The organism is Vibrio neptunius (assembly GCA_019339365.1).
In the GTDB taxonomy this organism is placed as follows: domain Bacteria; phylum Pseudomonadota; class Gammaproteobacteria; order Enterobacterales; family Vibrionaceae; genus Vibrio; species Vibrio neptunius.
On sequence record CP079859.1, the window covers coordinates 1,498,221 to 1,513,968 of the forward strand.

General features: G+C 44.1%; 19 protein-coding genes and 1 pseudogene. 9 read left to right on the plus strand and 11 right to left on the minus strand.

Annotated elements, in window-relative coordinates:
• Positions 1-517 precede the first annotated feature (517 nt).
• The 3 genes from minE to minC are packed head-to-tail and all read right to left on the minus strand — an operon-like array spanning position 518 to position 2,277.
• On the minus strand, positions 518-781 hold the full coding sequence (minE, locus tag KW548_07225) for a cell division topological specificity factor MinE (protein ID QXX07747.1): 264 nt from the start codon (positions 779-781) through the stop codon (positions 518-520).
• Positions 782-1,594, minus strand: coding sequence for a septum site-determining protein MinD (minD, locus tag KW548_07230; GenBank protein QXX07748.1), 813 nt, complete (start codon positions 1,592-1,594; stop codon positions 782-784). It lies immediately after the preceding gene.
• A gap of 20 nt (positions 1,595-1,614) precedes the next feature.
• Entirely contained in the window at positions 1,615-2,277 is a 663-nt protein-coding gene (gene minC, locus KW548_07235) for a septum site-determining protein MinC (GenBank protein ID QXX07998.1), read from the minus strand.
• A 161-nt stretch (positions 2,278-2,438) separates the two neighbouring features.
• Here minC and KW548_07240 point away from each other — a divergent pair, with 161 nt between their 5' ends.
• The 4 genes from KW548_07240 to KW548_07255 all read left to right on the plus strand — a co-directional run bounded on the left by KW548_07240 (position 2,439) and on the right by KW548_07255 (position 6,155).
• Positions 2,439-2,726: a YcgL domain-containing protein gene (locus KW548_07240; GenBank protein ID QXX07749.1), complete on the plus strand. Its 288-nt coding sequence runs from the start codon at positions 2,439-2,441 to the stop codon at positions 2,724-2,726.
• A gap of 43 nt (positions 2,727-2,769) precedes the next feature.
• Positions 2,770-3,735 carry a lytic murein transglycosylase gene (locus tag KW548_07245; GenBank protein ID QXX07750.1) on the plus strand — a complete coding sequence of 322 codons (966 nt, stop codon included), beginning with the start codon at positions 2,770-2,772 and terminating at the stop codon, positions 3,733-3,735.
• A gap of 50 nt (positions 3,736-3,785) precedes the next feature.
• Positions 3,786-4,733 (plus strand): LysR family transcriptional regulator, encoded by a 948-nt coding sequence (locus KW548_07250; protein QXX07751.1) that lies wholly within the window; start codon positions 3,786-3,788, stop codon positions 4,731-4,733.
• A 222-nt stretch (positions 4,734-4,955) separates the two neighbouring features.
• Positions 4,956-6,155, plus strand: a complete 1,200-nt coding sequence (locus KW548_07255; GenBank protein QXX07752.1) for a NupC/NupG family nucleoside CNT transporter — start codon at positions 4,956-4,958, stop codon at positions 6,153-6,155.
• Between the two features lie 33 nt (positions 6,156-6,188).
• Here the strand turns inward: KW548_07255 and KW548_07260 are convergent, their stop codons facing one another.
• A complete protein-coding gene (locus tag KW548_07260; protein ID QXX07753.1) occupies positions 6,189-6,437 on the minus strand; it encodes a YkgJ family cysteine cluster protein in 249 nt (82 codons plus the stop codon).
• A 222-nt stretch (positions 6,438-6,659) separates the two neighbouring features.
• Between KW548_07260 and KW548_07265 the strand changes: the two genes are divergently transcribed.
• Positions 6,660-7,067 carry a DUF2850 domain-containing protein gene (locus KW548_07265; GenBank protein QXX07754.1) on the plus strand — a complete coding sequence of 136 codons (408 nt, stop codon included), beginning with the start codon at positions 6,660-6,662 and terminating at the stop codon, positions 7,065-7,067.
• Between the two features lie 147 nt (positions 7,068-7,214).
• Positions 7,215-7,655: a YcgN family cysteine cluster protein gene (locus tag KW548_07270; GenBank protein ID QXX07755.1), complete on the plus strand. Its 441-nt coding sequence runs from the start codon at positions 7,215-7,217 to the stop codon at positions 7,653-7,655.
• A 119-nt stretch (positions 7,656-7,774) separates the two neighbouring features.
• Here KW548_07270 and KW548_07275 read toward each other — a convergent pair.
• Positions 7,775-7,915, minus strand: a pseudogene (locus tag KW548_07275) (site-specific integrase).
• A gap of 26 nt (positions 7,916-7,941) precedes the next feature.
• On the opposite strand from KW548_07275, the gene KW548_07280 reads away from it, so the two are divergent.
• The 3 genes from KW548_07280 (at position 7,942) to KW548_07290 (ending at position 10,712) form a co-directional block, all read left to right on the plus strand.
• Positions 7,942-8,343: a hypothetical protein gene (locus tag KW548_07280; GenBank protein QXX07756.1), complete on the plus strand. Its 402-nt coding sequence runs from the start codon at positions 7,942-7,944 to the stop codon at positions 8,341-8,343.
• A complete protein-coding gene (locus tag KW548_07285; protein ID QXX07757.1) occupies positions 8,334-9,071 on the plus strand; it encodes a hypothetical protein in 738 nt (245 codons plus the stop codon). The genes KW548_07280 and KW548_07285 overlap by 10 nt, the downstream gene beginning before the upstream one ends.
• 588 nt (positions 9,072-9,659) lie before the next feature.
• Positions 9,660-10,712: an acyltransferase gene (locus KW548_07290; GenBank protein QXX07758.1), complete on the plus strand. Its 1,053-nt coding sequence runs from the start codon at positions 9,660-9,662 to the stop codon at positions 10,710-10,712.
• 289 nt (positions 10,713-11,001) lie between these two features.
• On the opposite strand, the gene KW548_07295 is transcribed toward KW548_07290, so the two are convergent.
• From KW548_07295 to KW548_07320, 6 genes are all read right to left on the minus strand, one after another.
• Positions 11,002-11,286, minus strand: a complete 285-nt coding sequence (locus tag KW548_07295; protein ID QXX07999.1) for an antibiotic biosynthesis monooxygenase — start codon at positions 11,284-11,286, stop codon at positions 11,002-11,004.
• 37 nt (positions 11,287-11,323) lie between these two features.
• The gene (locus KW548_07300; GenBank protein QXX07759.1) at positions 11,324-11,719 is read right to left on the minus strand and encodes a VOC family protein; all 396 of its coding nucleotides are present in this window, start codon (positions 11,717-11,719) and stop codon (positions 11,324-11,326) included.
• A gap of 83 nt (positions 11,720-11,802) precedes the next feature.
• A complete protein-coding gene (locus tag KW548_07305) occupies positions 11,803-12,108 on the minus strand; it encodes a ribbon-helix-helix domain-containing protein (protein QXX07760.1) in 306 nt (101 codons plus the stop codon).
• 125 nt (positions 12,109-12,233) lie between these two features.
• A complete protein-coding gene (locus KW548_07310; GenBank protein QXX07761.1) occupies positions 12,234-13,811 on the minus strand; it encodes an alkaline phosphatase in 1,578 nt (525 codons plus the stop codon).
• 404 nt (positions 13,812-14,215) lie between these two features.
• On the minus strand, positions 14,216-14,572 hold the full coding sequence (locus KW548_07315; GenBank protein ID QXX07762.1) for a hypothetical protein: 357 nt from the start codon (positions 14,570-14,572) through the stop codon (positions 14,216-14,218).
• 202 nt (positions 14,573-14,774) lie between these two features.
• Positions 14,775-15,701 carry a ChaN family lipoprotein gene (locus KW548_07320; protein QXX07763.1) on the minus strand — a complete coding sequence of 309 codons (927 nt, stop codon included), beginning with the start codon at positions 15,699-15,701 and terminating at the stop codon, positions 14,775-14,777.
• Positions 15,702-15,748 lie beyond the last annotated feature (47 nt).

The following is a 15,748-nucleotide window of genomic DNA, read 5'->3' on the forward strand; positions in this document are numbered from 1 at the left end:
CAACCTCAAGAGATCCCCAATTCATTCGTTCCTCATTCTTGAGGATGACGAAGAGTATGCAGTTGAACCTTTGTTGGCATCTGTCATTCCATAGAGCGACGAAGGAGTGAGTAGGGAATCTCTGTTAGTTGGCGACCAACCTCAAGAGATCCCCAATTCATTCGTTCCTCATTCTTGAGGATGACGAAGAGTATGCAGTTGAATCTTTGTTGGCATCTGTCATTCCATAGAGCGACGAAGGAGTGAGTAGGGAATCTCCGTTTGTTGGCGACCGACCTCAAGAGATCCCCAATTCATTCGTTCCTCATTCTTGAGGATGACGAAGAGTATGCAGTTGAACCTTAGTTGGCATCTGTCATTCCATAGAGCGACGAAGGAGTGAGCAAGGAATCCCTCTTAGTTGGTGACTAAACTTGAGCGATCCCCAACTCGTTTGTTCCTCACTCGAGACAAAAAGCCAGATACAAAAAGGCCGACGTTTTCACATCGGCCTTTTAAAAATTACATTCCCTCAGACTTACTTTTCGTCTTCTGGCAACTTAATATTCAGCTCCAGTACCGAAATATCATCGTCTTTGTGTTCAAAAGAGAGATCAACCATAGAAGGATCCACAGCGACGTATTTACCAATGACCTTGAGAATGTCTTCTTTTAGCTGTGGCAGGTACGAAGGTGATGGATCACCCTGACTGCGGCGCTCCGCAACGATGATTTGCAGACGCTCTTTGGCTAAATTGGCAGACGTTTTCTTCTGCGGGCGGAAAAATTCAAGTAATGACATTTAGCCTCCGAATAGTCGTTTGAAGATCCCTTTCTTCTGCTCGGTTAGGAAGCGGAAATCCACTTGTGATCCTAATAAGCGCTCGACAGTATCGTCGTAAGCCATACCCGCGTCTGTCTCGTTATCGAAGATCACAGGGACACCTTTGTTTGACGCATTCAGTACTGCCTGACTTTCAGGAATTACGCCGAGCAGTGAGATGTGCAGAATTTCTTCGACATCTTCTACGCTCAGCATTTCACCTTGTGTCACGCGTGCTGGATTGTAACGGGTCAGCAGTAAGTGTTGTTTAACGGGCTCTAATCCTTCTTCAGCACGGCGAGATTTTGAATCTAAAATGCCCAAGATACGGTCTGAGTCACGCACAGAAGAAACTTCAGGGTTCGTTGTCACAATCGCTTCATCTGCAAAGTATAGCGCCATTAATGCGCCTTGCTCGATACCTGCTGGAGAGTCACAGATGATGAAATCGAAGCCCATTTCATCCAGTTCGTCCAAAACACGGCGAACACCATCGCGAGTCAGCGCGTCTTTATCACGCGTCTGAGAGGCGGGTAGGATGAAGAGGTTGTCTGTGCGTTTATCTTTGATCATGGCTTGGTTGAGCGTTGCTTCGCCATTGATGACGTTGACGAAGTCATAAACTACGCGGCGTTCACAGCCCATGATCAAATCGAGGTTGCGAAGACCAATATCAAAATCGATCACTGCGGTTTTCTTTCCTTTCAGTGCCAGACCTGAAGCAATAGCGGCACTTGATGTGGTTTTACCTACACCACCTTTACCTGACGTGACAACAATAATGCGTGCCATTATGTGTTCCTTATTAATCTTTAAACGGTTAACAACTCGAACTTGAGCGAGTCATTGTCCAAACTGAACATAACTTTCTTCTGCCAGTATTCATCAGCAAACTGTTCTGTGAGCCAATAGTGGCCGGCAATTGACATTAATTCGGCATTAAGCTTATTGCAGATGATCACTGCACCTGTGTTGCCACTGGCGCCAGCAATCGCACGACCACGGAGTGTTCCGTGAATGTGAATAGAACCATCTGCAATAACCTCGGCACCCTCACTGACGTGGCTTAACACGACCAAATCACAGTCCTTGGCGTAGATCTGCTGACCAGATCGTACCGGAGTACGAATGATTTTGGTTGGTGTCATTTTCACCGGAGCTTGAGAAGGGGATTTAGTGGCTGACATAACCGCAAAATCAGCCTCTGAAGCCAGATTCTGAGTGCGTTTATCGCGGCACCCTGTCACACCTACTGGAATCATTCCAGCATGTGAAATCCCTTGTTTTAGTCTCGCAAAGTTAATATCACCATCAACTTTTGAAATATTGATGACAACAGGGGCTTGAGCGAAGAAAGCAGGCGCTTGTTCGACTTTTTCACTGAGAAATTGCAGTGTATTTTCAACATCGTTGTTTGAAAGGTGTAAAACGGACAAAGTAAAACTACTACCTTTCAGGTCCGGTAAATTTGACATCTTTTTTAGGAACCTCGTAAGGACGTTGCCTGAGACTAGGGTTGTCATGTTATATTCCCATAATAAGCACAGCAAGTTATCTTGCGCTCAATTGAGTGTTTTGCTGTAAAAAATAGCGAAACATTGACGTTCTCTGAATCTAAACAGACAAAAGGCTTACCATGCTTTGTGCAATATATAAAAGTTCTAAAAAAGAAGGCGCTTACCTATATATCCCGAAAAAGGATGATTTTTCACAAGTTCCTGACACTTTGATGCAAATGTTTGGCAAACCTATTATGGTTATGGTGGTCAAATTGGAAGGGCGTACTCTGGCACAAGTTGATGTCGATAAAGTAAAACAGTCTCTAATCGATGATGGCTTTTTCTTGCAATTGCCGCCGCCACCCAAAAACCTACTCGATGAATATAAAGAGCACAAACAAGCTCGTCAGCAATCTGAAGAGTAAATAATCATTGGATTGTTGGTTTCTATTGCTCAAGGAGGGCAATGTGAAAAAACTACTGTCAGTCGTTCTAGGATTAACACTCTCTACCTCTGTTTATGCGAATGAGGTCAGTTTTGAGCAATATGTTGAAGGCTTAAAACAAGAAGCGCGTATCAATGGTATTTCGGAGCAAATTATCAATCAGGCTTTCGGCAATGTGACTCATAAGCCTCGTGCTGTAAAAGCGGATAAGAACCAACCGGAAAAAAAATTGACACTGGATGAGTACATTCCTCGTGCAGTCCCAGATTGGAAAGTAAAGCAGGCTAAAGCGCTGTACAAAGAGCACTATGCAGAGTTGAGCCGAATTGGTGAAGAATACGGCGTACAACCACGTTTTATTGTTGCATTGTGGGGCGTGGAAAGTAACTTCGGTAAATTCACGGGTAACTATCCTGTGATCGATGCATTATCGACGCTCGCCTACGACGGCCGTCGAGAAGCTTTCTTCCGCAAAGAAACCATGGCCGCACTGAAAATATTGCAAGAGGGACATATTCCATTCAGCGATTTTAAAGGCTCTTGGGCAGGAGCCATGGGGCAATGTCAGTTTATGCCTAGCTCGTTCCTTGCTTATGCCGCGGATGGAAGTGGTGATGGCAAGAAAGATATTTGGAATACCGAATCGGACGTGTTCGCGTCAGCGGCCAATTATCTGAGTCAATATGGTTGGAACGACAAGTTCACTTGGGGGCGTCAGGTTAAATTGCCGCAAGGTTTCGACATGAACCTTGAAGGGCGTGTTGAAGGTAAAGAGAAAACGCTCGCTCAATGGAATCAACTTGGCATCACTCGTTACGATGGGAGCTCGTTGCCACAAGTGAACGTGGATGCATGGTTAACTGCGCCAGACAATGCCAACGGGCGAGTCTATCTGGTTTATAACAACTACAATGTTCTGATGAAGTGGAATCGCTCATACTACTTTGCTTTAGCCGTGAGCCATTTGGCCGACAGAATAACGCTTTAATTGTTTTGATTAGGAGCTCTTTGGAGCTCCTTTTAGTTTGTGGAGTCCCTGTGCTATCTGATCGTGCATCTCAAATGGTGGTGTTCGCCGCCTTACTCACTCATAAAAACTTTACTCAGGCTGCGAAGAGCTTAGGGGTCTCGGTTTCACATGTTAGTAAGCAACTGGCGCTGCTAGAAGAATCGTTAGGCGTTAAACTGGTTCAACGAACGACGAGGACTTTTACCCCGACTGAGGCAGGGGAACAGTTTTTTTATCATTGCCAGAAAGTGGTGCGAAGCGTTGAAGAAGCGCACCTCGAGGTGGAAAGTCAGAAAGATGAAGTGGCGGGTTTGATTCGAATCGGTTTATCGCAGTCTTTTGGGACTTTGCACATTCTCCCTGCGATTGATGAGCTGCGAGAGCAATACCCCAATCTGAAAGTTGAGATGCATTTGTTTGATTATAAAGTCGACATGTTACAAGAGGGGTTGGATCTTTGGATCACCAATAACGAGACGCTACCTGAAGGATATGTCGCTCAGCGTTTAGCGGACAGCCAGTTCGTGGTAGCCGCTTCGCCAGAGTATCTGATGAAACACGATACGCCTCATCACCCGAACGATTTGGTTGACCACAATTGCTTGATTTATCGAAGCTGGGAGCGTGACTACACCCATTGGGCATTTTCCAGCCATGATGACCAGTTGAACGTGAAAGTATCTGGAAATTACTCGGTCGATTTGGCAGAGGCAGTGCGAGATGCTGCCGTTGCTGGATGGGGCATCGCCTACCTTGCGACTTATCTCATCCGTGATGAGTTTAAGCAAGGTCAGTTGATTCAGCTTTTACCTCAGTGGTTACCCAGTCAGAACATGCCTTTTTATGCGGTTTATCCTAGCCGCCGTTACCTGTCGAAGAAGACAACCGCAGTGATTGAGTTTATTAAGCGTAAAATCGGTTCACCCTGCTACTGGGACAAACGATTGTCTCCCTATATTCACCGACCTCAAGCCTGATTGGTTACTTTAGATTGTTTCTGTTTTTAGAAACATTTTTTTTATATGGAAATAATAGTGAAAAGCAAACGTTTATCTTGATTTAAAACAGCCGCTTATCGACTTGATTAAAGTTTGAGTTGTTCAAACTAAACCGGATTTTAACAACTTAGATTTGCATCTCATTTGGAACGGAATATTATCCGACGCCATTATTAATGGTCCTTTTAGTCGGATATTTCCATGAACTCAATCCTCGGAATCATAGCCATTCTTGCTTTAGCATGGCTACTTTCTACCAACAGAAAAAATATTAACCTGAAAACCGTGTCCTTAGCCTTTGCTCTGCAGGTGACTTTTGCGCTGTTAGTCCTCTATGTACCCGTTGGTAAGGAAGCGCTAAACAGTGTTACAGCAGCCGTGTCCACTCTGATCAACTACGGCCAAGAAGGGATAGCCTTTTTATTTGGTGGCTTGGCAACGGGCGGTTTTACATTTGCTATCAATGTATTGGGTATTATTGTCTTCTTCTCAGCACTGATTTCTGGCCTGTACCATATTGGGATCATGCCTAAAGTGATCAATGTGATTGGCGGAGGATTGCAAAAACTACTCGGGATAGGTCGGGCTGAATCTTTGTCTGCGACGGCAAACATTTTTGTCGGTATGATTGAAGCGCCTCTTGTGGTCAAGCCATACTTACGCCAAATGACCGATTCACAATTGTTTGCTGTGATGACAGGCGGCCTGGCGTCAGTTGCTGGTGGTACGTTAGTGGGGTATGCGTCATTAGGTGTCGATCTCAATTTCCTTATCGCTGCAGCGTTTATGTCTGCGCCAGCGGGGTTACTGATGGCAAAACTGTTAGTGCCTGAAACCGAAAAAATTGACGCTCAGGTTGAAATAGACAATGTTGACATGCCCAGAGCGACAAATGTTGTTGAGGCGATGGCGGATGGCGCGATGTCCGGCTTACGAATTGCTGTCGCTGTAGGGGCAACCTTATTAGCGTTCATCAGTGTCATTGCTATGCTCAACGGTATGTTGGGCTGGGTTGGCAGCCTGGTAGGCATAGAGTTAAGCTTTGAGCTTATCTTAGGTTACTTGTTTGCCCCTGTTGCATGGCTACTGGGTGTGCCTTGGAATGAAGCGATTACGGCAGGTTCGCTTATAGGTAATAAGGTTGTGGTCAACGAGTTTGTTGCCTTTATCCAACTGATGGAAGTGAAATCTCAGCTCAGTGAACATTCTCAAGCGATTGTGACATTTGCTCTGTGTGGCTTCGCTAACATTTCAACAATGGCGATGCTGATCGGTGGTTTGGGTAGCTTGGTGCCTGAGCGTCGAAGCTTTATTTCAAAATATGGATTCCGCGCCATTGCGGCCGGTGTCATGGCCAATTTAATGAGTGCCGCCATTGTTGGTGTGATACTCAGTCTCTGAAACGAAAAGCCGCTTTATCATAAAGCGGCTTTTTTATGTCAGATTTTCGAGTTCAGTCATATTGTCGATGGCTTGCTGGTTTGTACTACCGCAGACCACAGGGCAGGGCTTAAAGTCGTGGCAAACTTTTGGTCGTTCCGGTTTACCAAACAACTTACACAAATTCTCTTCATTGAGCTGAACGCATCTTGTGCCTGCAGGTTTGCCTTTCGGCATACCCGGGATCGGCGAAGAAATGCTTGGCGCGATACAACACGCTCCGCAGCCTAATCGGCATTCCATAATGATGACCTCATTGATAATCGGGGCGCGATATTAGCAAAAAAGATGACCCCTAGCAGTATAAAACGCTTCCCTCGTATCAATTGTTTACTTAATGGCATTCATTACTTGGTCGCCTATATGACGATAATGCGGGTGTATTTTTTACTATAATTTATATTTTTGTCATTTTGATCCATGTTCCACTAAAATTAATAAGTAAACTTGGGAGTGTCGTGTTAGATGAGCGATAAAAGTTTTTGGGCAAAACATTCCAGTAAAATAGCCTCATTTGTCGGTGTTTGTGGTGCCATCATGATCGGTATCGGCATCTATTTTGTGATGGAACATGAACACCACAAAGCGAGACAAGAATTGCTTGGTGTTTGGGAAGAAGCGAATGTCGCGACCTACGCTGCCAATACGCTCCATGTGGCTGAAGAGGGGATTTACTGGAACGAAGACTTAATCAGTACCCACTTTGCTTTCGACGGCGAAACTCTTGAATTTAATTTGGGCAATAACCAACAGCGTTATCACCTCGATAGGCTAAGAGGAACCTTAGTGCACCTTAACGGTAGCTACAAAGCGAAATATCTCAAACAAACAACAAGAAGTTACGCTTTCGGCAATCGTGCTAGAGGTCGTTGAGCTCGCTAGTTTGTGGCGTAATTGAGTGAGTGATTCAAAATCGTGATTGTATCGTTTTGATATCTCTGCCGAGGACAAACATTGCCCTTGAACTTTATGCGTCTAAACGGTATAAAACGCTCCCCTGTCCGAGACCGAAGTAATGTTATGAGCCAGCCATTTTGGGAAAGTAAATCACTAGAACAAATGACCGAACCAGAATGGGAAGCACTCTGTGATGGTTGTGGTAAGTGCTGCCTACATAAACTCATGGATGAAGACACAGAAGAAATCTACTACACCAATGTGGCGTGCAGTTGGTTAAACAGCAAAACTTGCTCGTGCAAAGACTATCCCAACCGATTCACTTCTGGTGAGGAGTGTACCAAGTTAACCCGTGACGATATTGATGATTTCACTTGGTTGCCACATACTTGTGCTTACCGCTTATTGGCGGAAAATCAGCCTCTTCCTCAATGGCACCCTTTGCTCACAGGCTCTAAATCTGCGATGCATGCCGCTGGCGAAAGCGTACGCAATAAAATCGTGTATGAGATTGATGTGGTAGATTGGGAAGATCACATATTAAACCATCCTAACAGGGACTAGGCGCAGCAAGGTACATCAAGGCTTTGCTTGTGGTTATTTCATCAATAACCATCAATATTTATCTATATCCTGAAAATTTGTGGACATAATGTGGACGTTTTAGTGTCCACATTAGCCACTTATTTGAGGTTCGCTAACGGGTTTTTCGTGACCACATCTTCTAGGTGATCGGGGGCTAGGTGAGCGTATCGCATGGTTTGTTTTATGTCACTGTGACCAAGGATTCGCTGCAGGGCGATAATGTTACCGCCGTTCATCAGCACTTTATCATCCTCTGAATGTGGTCATGCGACATCCAACACTTGTTCAGTTGCTTAGTAATATCACTCAACAAACAGGGCTGCAGTTCGTGGTCCCTGACAGAGCTTATGCTAATAGTGCTATCCCTTGTTTCTATTCGACAGGTAATGGCTATCGGGTACTTGATGAGATAGCACAGGCTTTTAGTATTTCTGATTACATCTGGCAGCAGCAAGGTAATGGACAAATATTTGTAGGTAGTTGGGCTGATAGTTATTGGGCAGATAAACCAGCGACTATTCCTGTCAATATGCTCAATCCACACCAAGCCCAGAAGACGGCAACGATTCCTTGTACGCCACACTTTAAACCAGGTGTGATCGTGAATAGTCGTAAGCTTGCCACCGTTGAACATATAGGAACGGAGACGGTCATAACATGGACGTAAAAACAATTAAGCGTATTGTCTACCGACTATTCCCAGAACTAACAGGTAACTGGCATTTATCTCAATTTGCAAAGGTCGTAGCATTGCCCGAACTACCGAAAGAGGGCGATTTATCAGAGCGTTTTTATCCTCACTATGCCGCAGATGTTCAGTTACTTGATAGCAAGTTAGTTGAACGTAAAGATGTGCCAGTCATGCAAGCAGTACCTTTACCAGTGCCGGGTATTGGTGAACAAGCAGGGCGATTAGAACCGCCAGCAATTGGCGCAATAGTTGAACTTGGATTTGCTAATGGTGAACCTGATAAACCATTCATTCGAACGGTATTGGGGCTGGGCTGGAAGCTGCCAGCAATCAAAGCTGGTGAAAGTCGATACCAGCAAAGGCCTGGTGTTTACCACCACGTTGATCAGTCTGGTAACTTTCGCAGTATTACCGATAAATTGGCGCAATTGCACTGTAAGTTAAGAGAAGTTCGCGCAAGCACCGAGCAAGATTATCGTTCGCCTAAGACGTGGCTAGGTTCCGAAAGTGAGAACGTACTCAACTTGCTAGGTGAGTTGATGCAAGTAGTCACTGATTTATCCGATACATGTGCAGCACATACACACACTAGCCCAGAAAGTGGAGCCCCAACAACCGCGCCAATTCAATCGGCTACGTTTACTGGACATGGTAAAAGTAGTACTGGGCTAAAAGATAGACTTACGCCTATCACCAAATCTTAATCCTTAACACCCCACAGCAATACGCAGTCAATAGGCTGCGTTTCTTTTTGCATAAACCTCAGTGAACCGACATGTGGATAACAGCCGATGGATTGCCACGACAGCGAACGACTAGATGACGTAAAAATCACTCCCCCTCCCCACCTGCGCGGTTTTTCGAACAGTTTTTTTGCAGTTTTTGAGTTATGAAAAATCAAGGCGTTAGAAAGCCAAGCGGATAAGGTGCAAAGCCTTTTGCTATAAGGGGGCGTGGGGGGGAAGTCCTCTCAAAATGGCTGATATAGCCCTATATAGAATTTCAGTCATTTCAGTTTTTTTCAGCAAATTGAAAAATTAACGATCAGAAAAGATCTAGTGATTGATTTTAAGTTATTGATAAATAATGGATGTTCTGTTTTTTGTCATTGTTTCAACGATCTGGAAGGGATTTTTAAAGATCTCTTTTGTGTCTTGTTAAGCTAGATAGGGCAAGGCTTGAAAGCGAATTTTGGAGAAACTATTTTTTTCAATGAAGTTCAAGACTCATTGATAGCAAAGTAAATCGTAGGTAGCATAGCCTAAGGTACGTATTTATTTAGAGATTTAGGAATGCATTCAAGGGCAACACAGTATCTTCAGTCGTTAGAAAGCAATATAGAACAGTTCCAAAACAATACACTAGTGTTGCGTTTAGTTTTATCTATTGCTGTTTTTGTTAGTCACTTTTATGCAGTATATGGTTTACCAGAGCCGGGAATCCCGTTTGGAATTCACAGCTGGGGTTGGTATGCAGTCAATGCTTTTTTTCTTATTAGTGGTGTATTAATTTCTCAAAGCTACCGTAACCGAGACTTTATTTCTTTTGCGGTTTCTAGGGTGTTGAGAATCTATCCAGCTTACATTATAGCTATATTTTTTACTGTTTTAGCGGCCGTAGCTTTTACAGAACCAAGCCACGGTGGAAAAGCCATGCTATTAGAAGTTATTAATATAGTTACTTTAAACCTTGTGCCACTAACATTGTTCGAAGGGTCTATCTCTGGTGCTTGGGCAAACACTGCGATCCCAGGAGCCTTAAATGGCTCATTGTGGACAATTCCTTTTGAAGTGATGAGCTATATTTTTGTGATTCCATTGTTCTTTGATCGCAACCTGAAGAAAGTAATTAAACTACTGCTGGCGGTAGTTTTTGTCTATGTAATGTCACATTCTCACGTTATTTCAACTGGTATAAGATACGATCTTCTTAGAGTTTTTGGCTACTTTATCATAGGGATTGGAGTGTATGATCTAGTAAAAGCTAGAAAGTTAAATGCTAACATTATCATTGGATTAATAATTATTTATGTATGTGAGCCAATTATTAAGGAGTTCGCTGTCAATATAGTATTAACCGTAGCAACAATACATTTAGCTCTGTACTGGAAAAAATTCTCTTTTATGAAGAATGATTACAGTTATGCGATCTACTTGTTTGCATGGCCAGTCACACAAATTATAGTTTCCAATTTTGACACCAGTGTTTATGTAGAGCTGCTATACGCAGCTGTTTTACTTTCATTATTGTCCTACGTAAGTTGGCATTATGTGGAAAAACCATCTCTCAGATTGAAACGTATCGGACTACAAAATTGGTTCGTATTTCGTTCTACTAAGAGCTAAATAGCGGCTTTGTTCAATTTGAGTTTACGGAGTGATGAAAAACGGTTTTTCGTTTTGGAGTTCAGAGAAGACGAACGAAGTACCACAAAGCTGTGGACATTTTGGGACAAAATCAATGTGGTGGGGTTTTATCTAGTTGTTTTAATTTAATTAAATATTAATTGCGCAATAAGATCACATCTTAAACCATCCAGATAGAACTTAGCTTATAGCTCTTTGTGTCCACCCGCATAAAGTTAAGTGGGATCACTCAGATTAAATTAGGAGCGCCAATGGCGCTCTTTGTCGTTTATAGCTGGTCATAAAAGGTGATGGTTGGTTCCTGCTCTAGCAAACCTTCCAAACTGTCTAAAAGTTTGAGAAAGTGCGCCTGTTGGCAATGTTCTTCAAAAGCCTGTTTATCAGTGAACTGCTCCTGAAACATAAATATTGCCGGGTTGCTGCTGTCTATTAACAAGTCATAGCGTAGGCATCCTGGCTCATTTCGGGTCGGTTCTAGCATAGCAACTAACAAGGACTGCAGTACGCTTTCTTTGCCAGCTTTGGCGTGAAAAGTCGCGGTTAAGTTTATCATCATGTTTGCTCTGTAATTATCGATTGTTCGTTGTTATTTACTGGTATCTTCCCTGACGTTGCAGGAATTCGATTTTGTATCCATCGGGATCGGTAATGAAAAAGAGAGTGGCGAGATCAATATTTTGATGCTGTATGGTTTTCATTTCAGAGGGATCCAGTCCAAGTGCATTGAGTTTATGATGTGTCCGATGAATATCATCGACTGATACAGCAATATGCCCGTAGCCGTTCCCATGATGATAAGCTTCTTCTGTATCATGATTGTAGGTCAGCTCCAGTTCAAACTCAGTTTCGCGGTTGGCAAGATAGGTCAGAGTAAAACTGTCAAAAACGAATTGGTCTTTCACCTCTAATTCTAATGCGCTGCGATAAAATGCTATTGAAGTGGCTAGGTCTTTTACTCTTACCATAGTGTGAATGAGCCTTGTCATTGTTACCTCCTGTTCTGTAGGCTGGAAGAATAAGGGGTAAATTTGAGCAGAAGGTAGTACCGGGGTACGACAATGAAAAGATTTTACTGATGGGTTATGAGCTGCTGCTTAACGGCTGCCATTACATCATCGGGCTGGCGAAGGTAGATTAGGCAAGCACAGCGAAGTAGGGAGGTGAAGTTTTTGATTTCCCCATTATATTTCAACGCTTCTGAGTAAATCGCGCTGATAAAGCGGGGTAGTGTCATAGATTGCTGTTGCGCGATGTCCTCTAAGATCTTCCAGAAACTGGCTTCGAGCTTAACACTGGTGGCGTGTCCATCGATTCGGATCGAACGGGCAATAATCTGATAGTTTTCTTGAGGTTGATTAGAGAATATTTCACACATAATACGATGCTGATCGATGATAAACCATTATTTCTAACCTGCCCCTCAAAGCGAGTCAACATAAACTGACACCATTAAAAAACGCCCCGTAGGGCGTTTTATTCTATTGAAGCTTCAAAGTACGCTCATTTAACTTGTGTCTTGATGTATTCACCCAGCTCCGAGTGATGCATGATTTTAGACACAGGAATAATGGCTTCTGCTGGCCCCCAAGCAAACACGTTTACTGGGGTATGTGTGTGCGTACCCGTGCCCCATACAATGTTTTGGCCAGTGGCCTGCTCACGTGCAAGCAGGTTACCGCGATCGTTATATGGGAAGAAGGCGTCGAAGTCGTTAATTGCCGGAACTTCCTCAACAGACAGATACTTATGCCCTGCCAAGCGATATGGGTTAGGTTTGCTGGCAAGGACGTTCGCGGCTTGGCCAGAAGTTATTGGGAAGTCGGTATTTTTATTCACTAATTCGGCAAATTTAGCTGCAGTTTGCTGATTTTTATCCAGCTTTTGGAACTCACTCACGATGCCGTAATAGCTCTTCTTCTGGTTGTATAATCCATCTAAGATCTGAAATGCACCAAAGTTAAAGTTAGGAGCGTAACTACGCTCGGCAAAAGCTTCGCCATCACGTTGCTCTGGTTTTGGCAGATCCTGAGAGGAATAGCTGAAGCCAAAAGAGCCCGTTTCATGGTCAGCGGTGACGATGACAATGGTATCTTCACGGCCTTGTGCCCATTGATAAACAGTATTGACGGCTTCATCAAATTTGATCATTTCATGCAGCATGGTGCCAGCATCATTACTGTGTCCCGCCCAGTCAATTTGGCCGCCTTCGACCATGAGGAAGAAGCCGTCTTCGTCCTTCGAAAGGATATCCAGCGCTTTATCTGTCATTTCTTTGAGGCTTGGTTGAGTACGCTTTGGATCATTTTTACTCACGCTATAAGCAATGCCGTCGTTCATACCAGAGTAGGAGAACAGGCCAAGCAACTTATCACCTTGCGCTTTTGCCATCATGTCACGGTTAAAGGCAAGTGAGTAACCGTCTTGCTGTGCTTCAGTGAGTAGGTTGCGGTCATCTTTACGCTTCGACTTAAGGTAAACATCGCCCTGAGTCAGTGTTTTTAACTGGTTGTATGTGTCGCCTTTGTCGTTGGTGGACTTTGGAATCCAGTGACGAAGGCCGCCGGATAGCATGACATCTGCTCCTGTTTCCAACATGTCAGATGCAATGTCATTCTCAAGAGAGCGATGAGGTTGGTGTGCGGCAAATGAGGCTGGGGTTGCGTGAGTAAGGCGAGTATCAGAAACCAACCCGGTTGCTTTGCCCATGCTTTTAGCTTTTTCTAAAACAGTCTGAACATGGTTACCTTGAGAGTCGATACCAATGACCTCGGAGCCAGTATAAATACCTGTTGAAAGCATGGTTGCTGAACAAGCAGAGTCAACCACAATGGCATCTTCAGGGTGGGTCAGTGAGGAACCGATTACCCCTTCCTGAGCGAGTTTAAACAGTGCCGTTGGTTGACCTTGGTAAATGGAATTCGGGGCTTGATTGGCATAAGTTTCTAGCAGGCCAACCTGCTGTGGGCCCATTCCGTCACCAATCATTAGAATGACGTTCTTAATGTCTGCAGAAAGTGCATTAAAAGAGAGCGCAGAAGCCGCGGCTGCCGCGACAAGAGGTTTGGTTAAGTGCTTCATCGAATTGTCCTTATTTATAAAAGCGTCCCGATTAAATCACTGTTACATTTCATATTTATTTCATCAATGTATTGATTTATAAAATTGATTTCATTGTTGGTTTCTGTGCCCACTGACACGAAAAAAGTAGAATAAAATAGGTTTTTTAATAGCAGGATACCCGTACATCAGCGGTATTCGATGTTTTGCAACAAGGTAAGACACACAATGCAAGGGGGTAGCAGTTGGACCGAACGCTACTGTTGTGTTAAGCCTTCATTGACGAGTGAGGGCCCTCAGTGCGTATTAATAATGTAACCTGTGTTGACTCTCGAGCATAACAGGGGGGCATAACGGGCGCAGCCTTTCCCCACCGTCACTGATTCGTTTCGGAGGAAGGGGAAAAGCCATCGAGCGGGTTCACTCTATATTAGCGCGAGAAGTATTCCGCCCACTGTTGCCGCGGCGGAAAGGTATTGCCCCGCAGAGTAAGCGCCATCGTCTTCTTCTTTGATTTCGTCAGGTTTATCAATGCCTAACGCACCATGGGTGAAAGATTCTACCTGCTCGCCAACCGTCTTATTGGCTTTTTCAGCAGCTTTCGCTTCTTTATCAATTTCCTGCAAAGCGGCAAGCAACGCTTTTCCTTCATCAGAAAGCGTGACTTTATTTTGCTCCACTTTAAGCGGCGCAGAGCCATTATTTGACTCACTTTGATTCGCTTGAGGTTTGACCTGCTGGGCTGGTGTCAGCTTTGCTGGCTCCATTCCTACTGGTGTCATAGCGATCTCCTTACATCATCCTCATGGAATATATCGACCAATGAGCGAAAAACTTGTGCAAAATATGTCGATTTTGTATGAAATATATTCAAGCACAAAGTGTGCCTGATTTACACATTGCATATCAAAACAGTGCTATTGGTTGGATTTTTATGATGTGGATTCAAATTATCGTATCATAGTCAGCAAAATCAATGCCGTCTTAAAGACAAGATAAGTCTTGGTTTCTTTTTGTTAGACGGTGGTAAGCCTTCATTTGATTCTCCATTTGTACATATCGTACAGGAGGAACGAGGACCTTTAGCTGGTAATCTCGGCTATCAGATATGACGTCCTCTGTCGGAGTGATCACTACAACATTCAAATCCGGCTTTCTAGAGAGAATTGAGGCCTTTGTGCCTAACCCGTCTTCGATGTGAAATTTACCGGCAAGATGGATGATCTGCTTGGAAGGGTTCTGTTCAAGATAACGAATCATACTTTCAGCCATAGTTTCATCCCATGTCACTTGAGCGGAAAACTGTTTTTCTGTTTGTTCAGGTTTGCCGTGGTGCATCGACGCCATAAATTTATCTTTGTATGGGCTGGGGGCGACATCGATGGTCTCGGCCACATAAGCGCGCTGTTCAGGGGTAAGCTTTTCAAGGTAATCAAGTCCTTGCCGCCCAATGCAACGCACTATTGGCTTGGGGGCATTGGCGGCGATAACATCGATCTGATTGGCTTTAGCCAGCTCAACCAATGGGCGATAGTCACTTTCATAATTTGGCCAGGCGCTAGCGCTCTTAATCAGCATTTGTTCACCAATTTCACCCGCTAGGTACTGATTGATAATACTTTGGCTGTCGCGAGAGAATTGCTCCATAGAGACAGCGACATCATGGCCTTGTGAAATAAGCGCTTTGACTAGGTCGGTTTGAAAGCGATGAACACCTGAATGGGTATGCCATTCTCCCACCAAAATGATGTCTGCGTTTTGAATGTCTTTACCAAAACGACTTAAAGACACGGCTTGAGCGTCGGGGGTGAAGAGTTGGTAATCGTAGAAACTGGTCACTTCTTGATGAGTTGCCGTTGAACAAGCTGACAAGGTCAGGCAAGCCAAAGATACAGTGAGAAGTTTGCGCATAACAGGCCTCCTAAATATGATGCGAGCATACTAATGGAGGCAGCAAG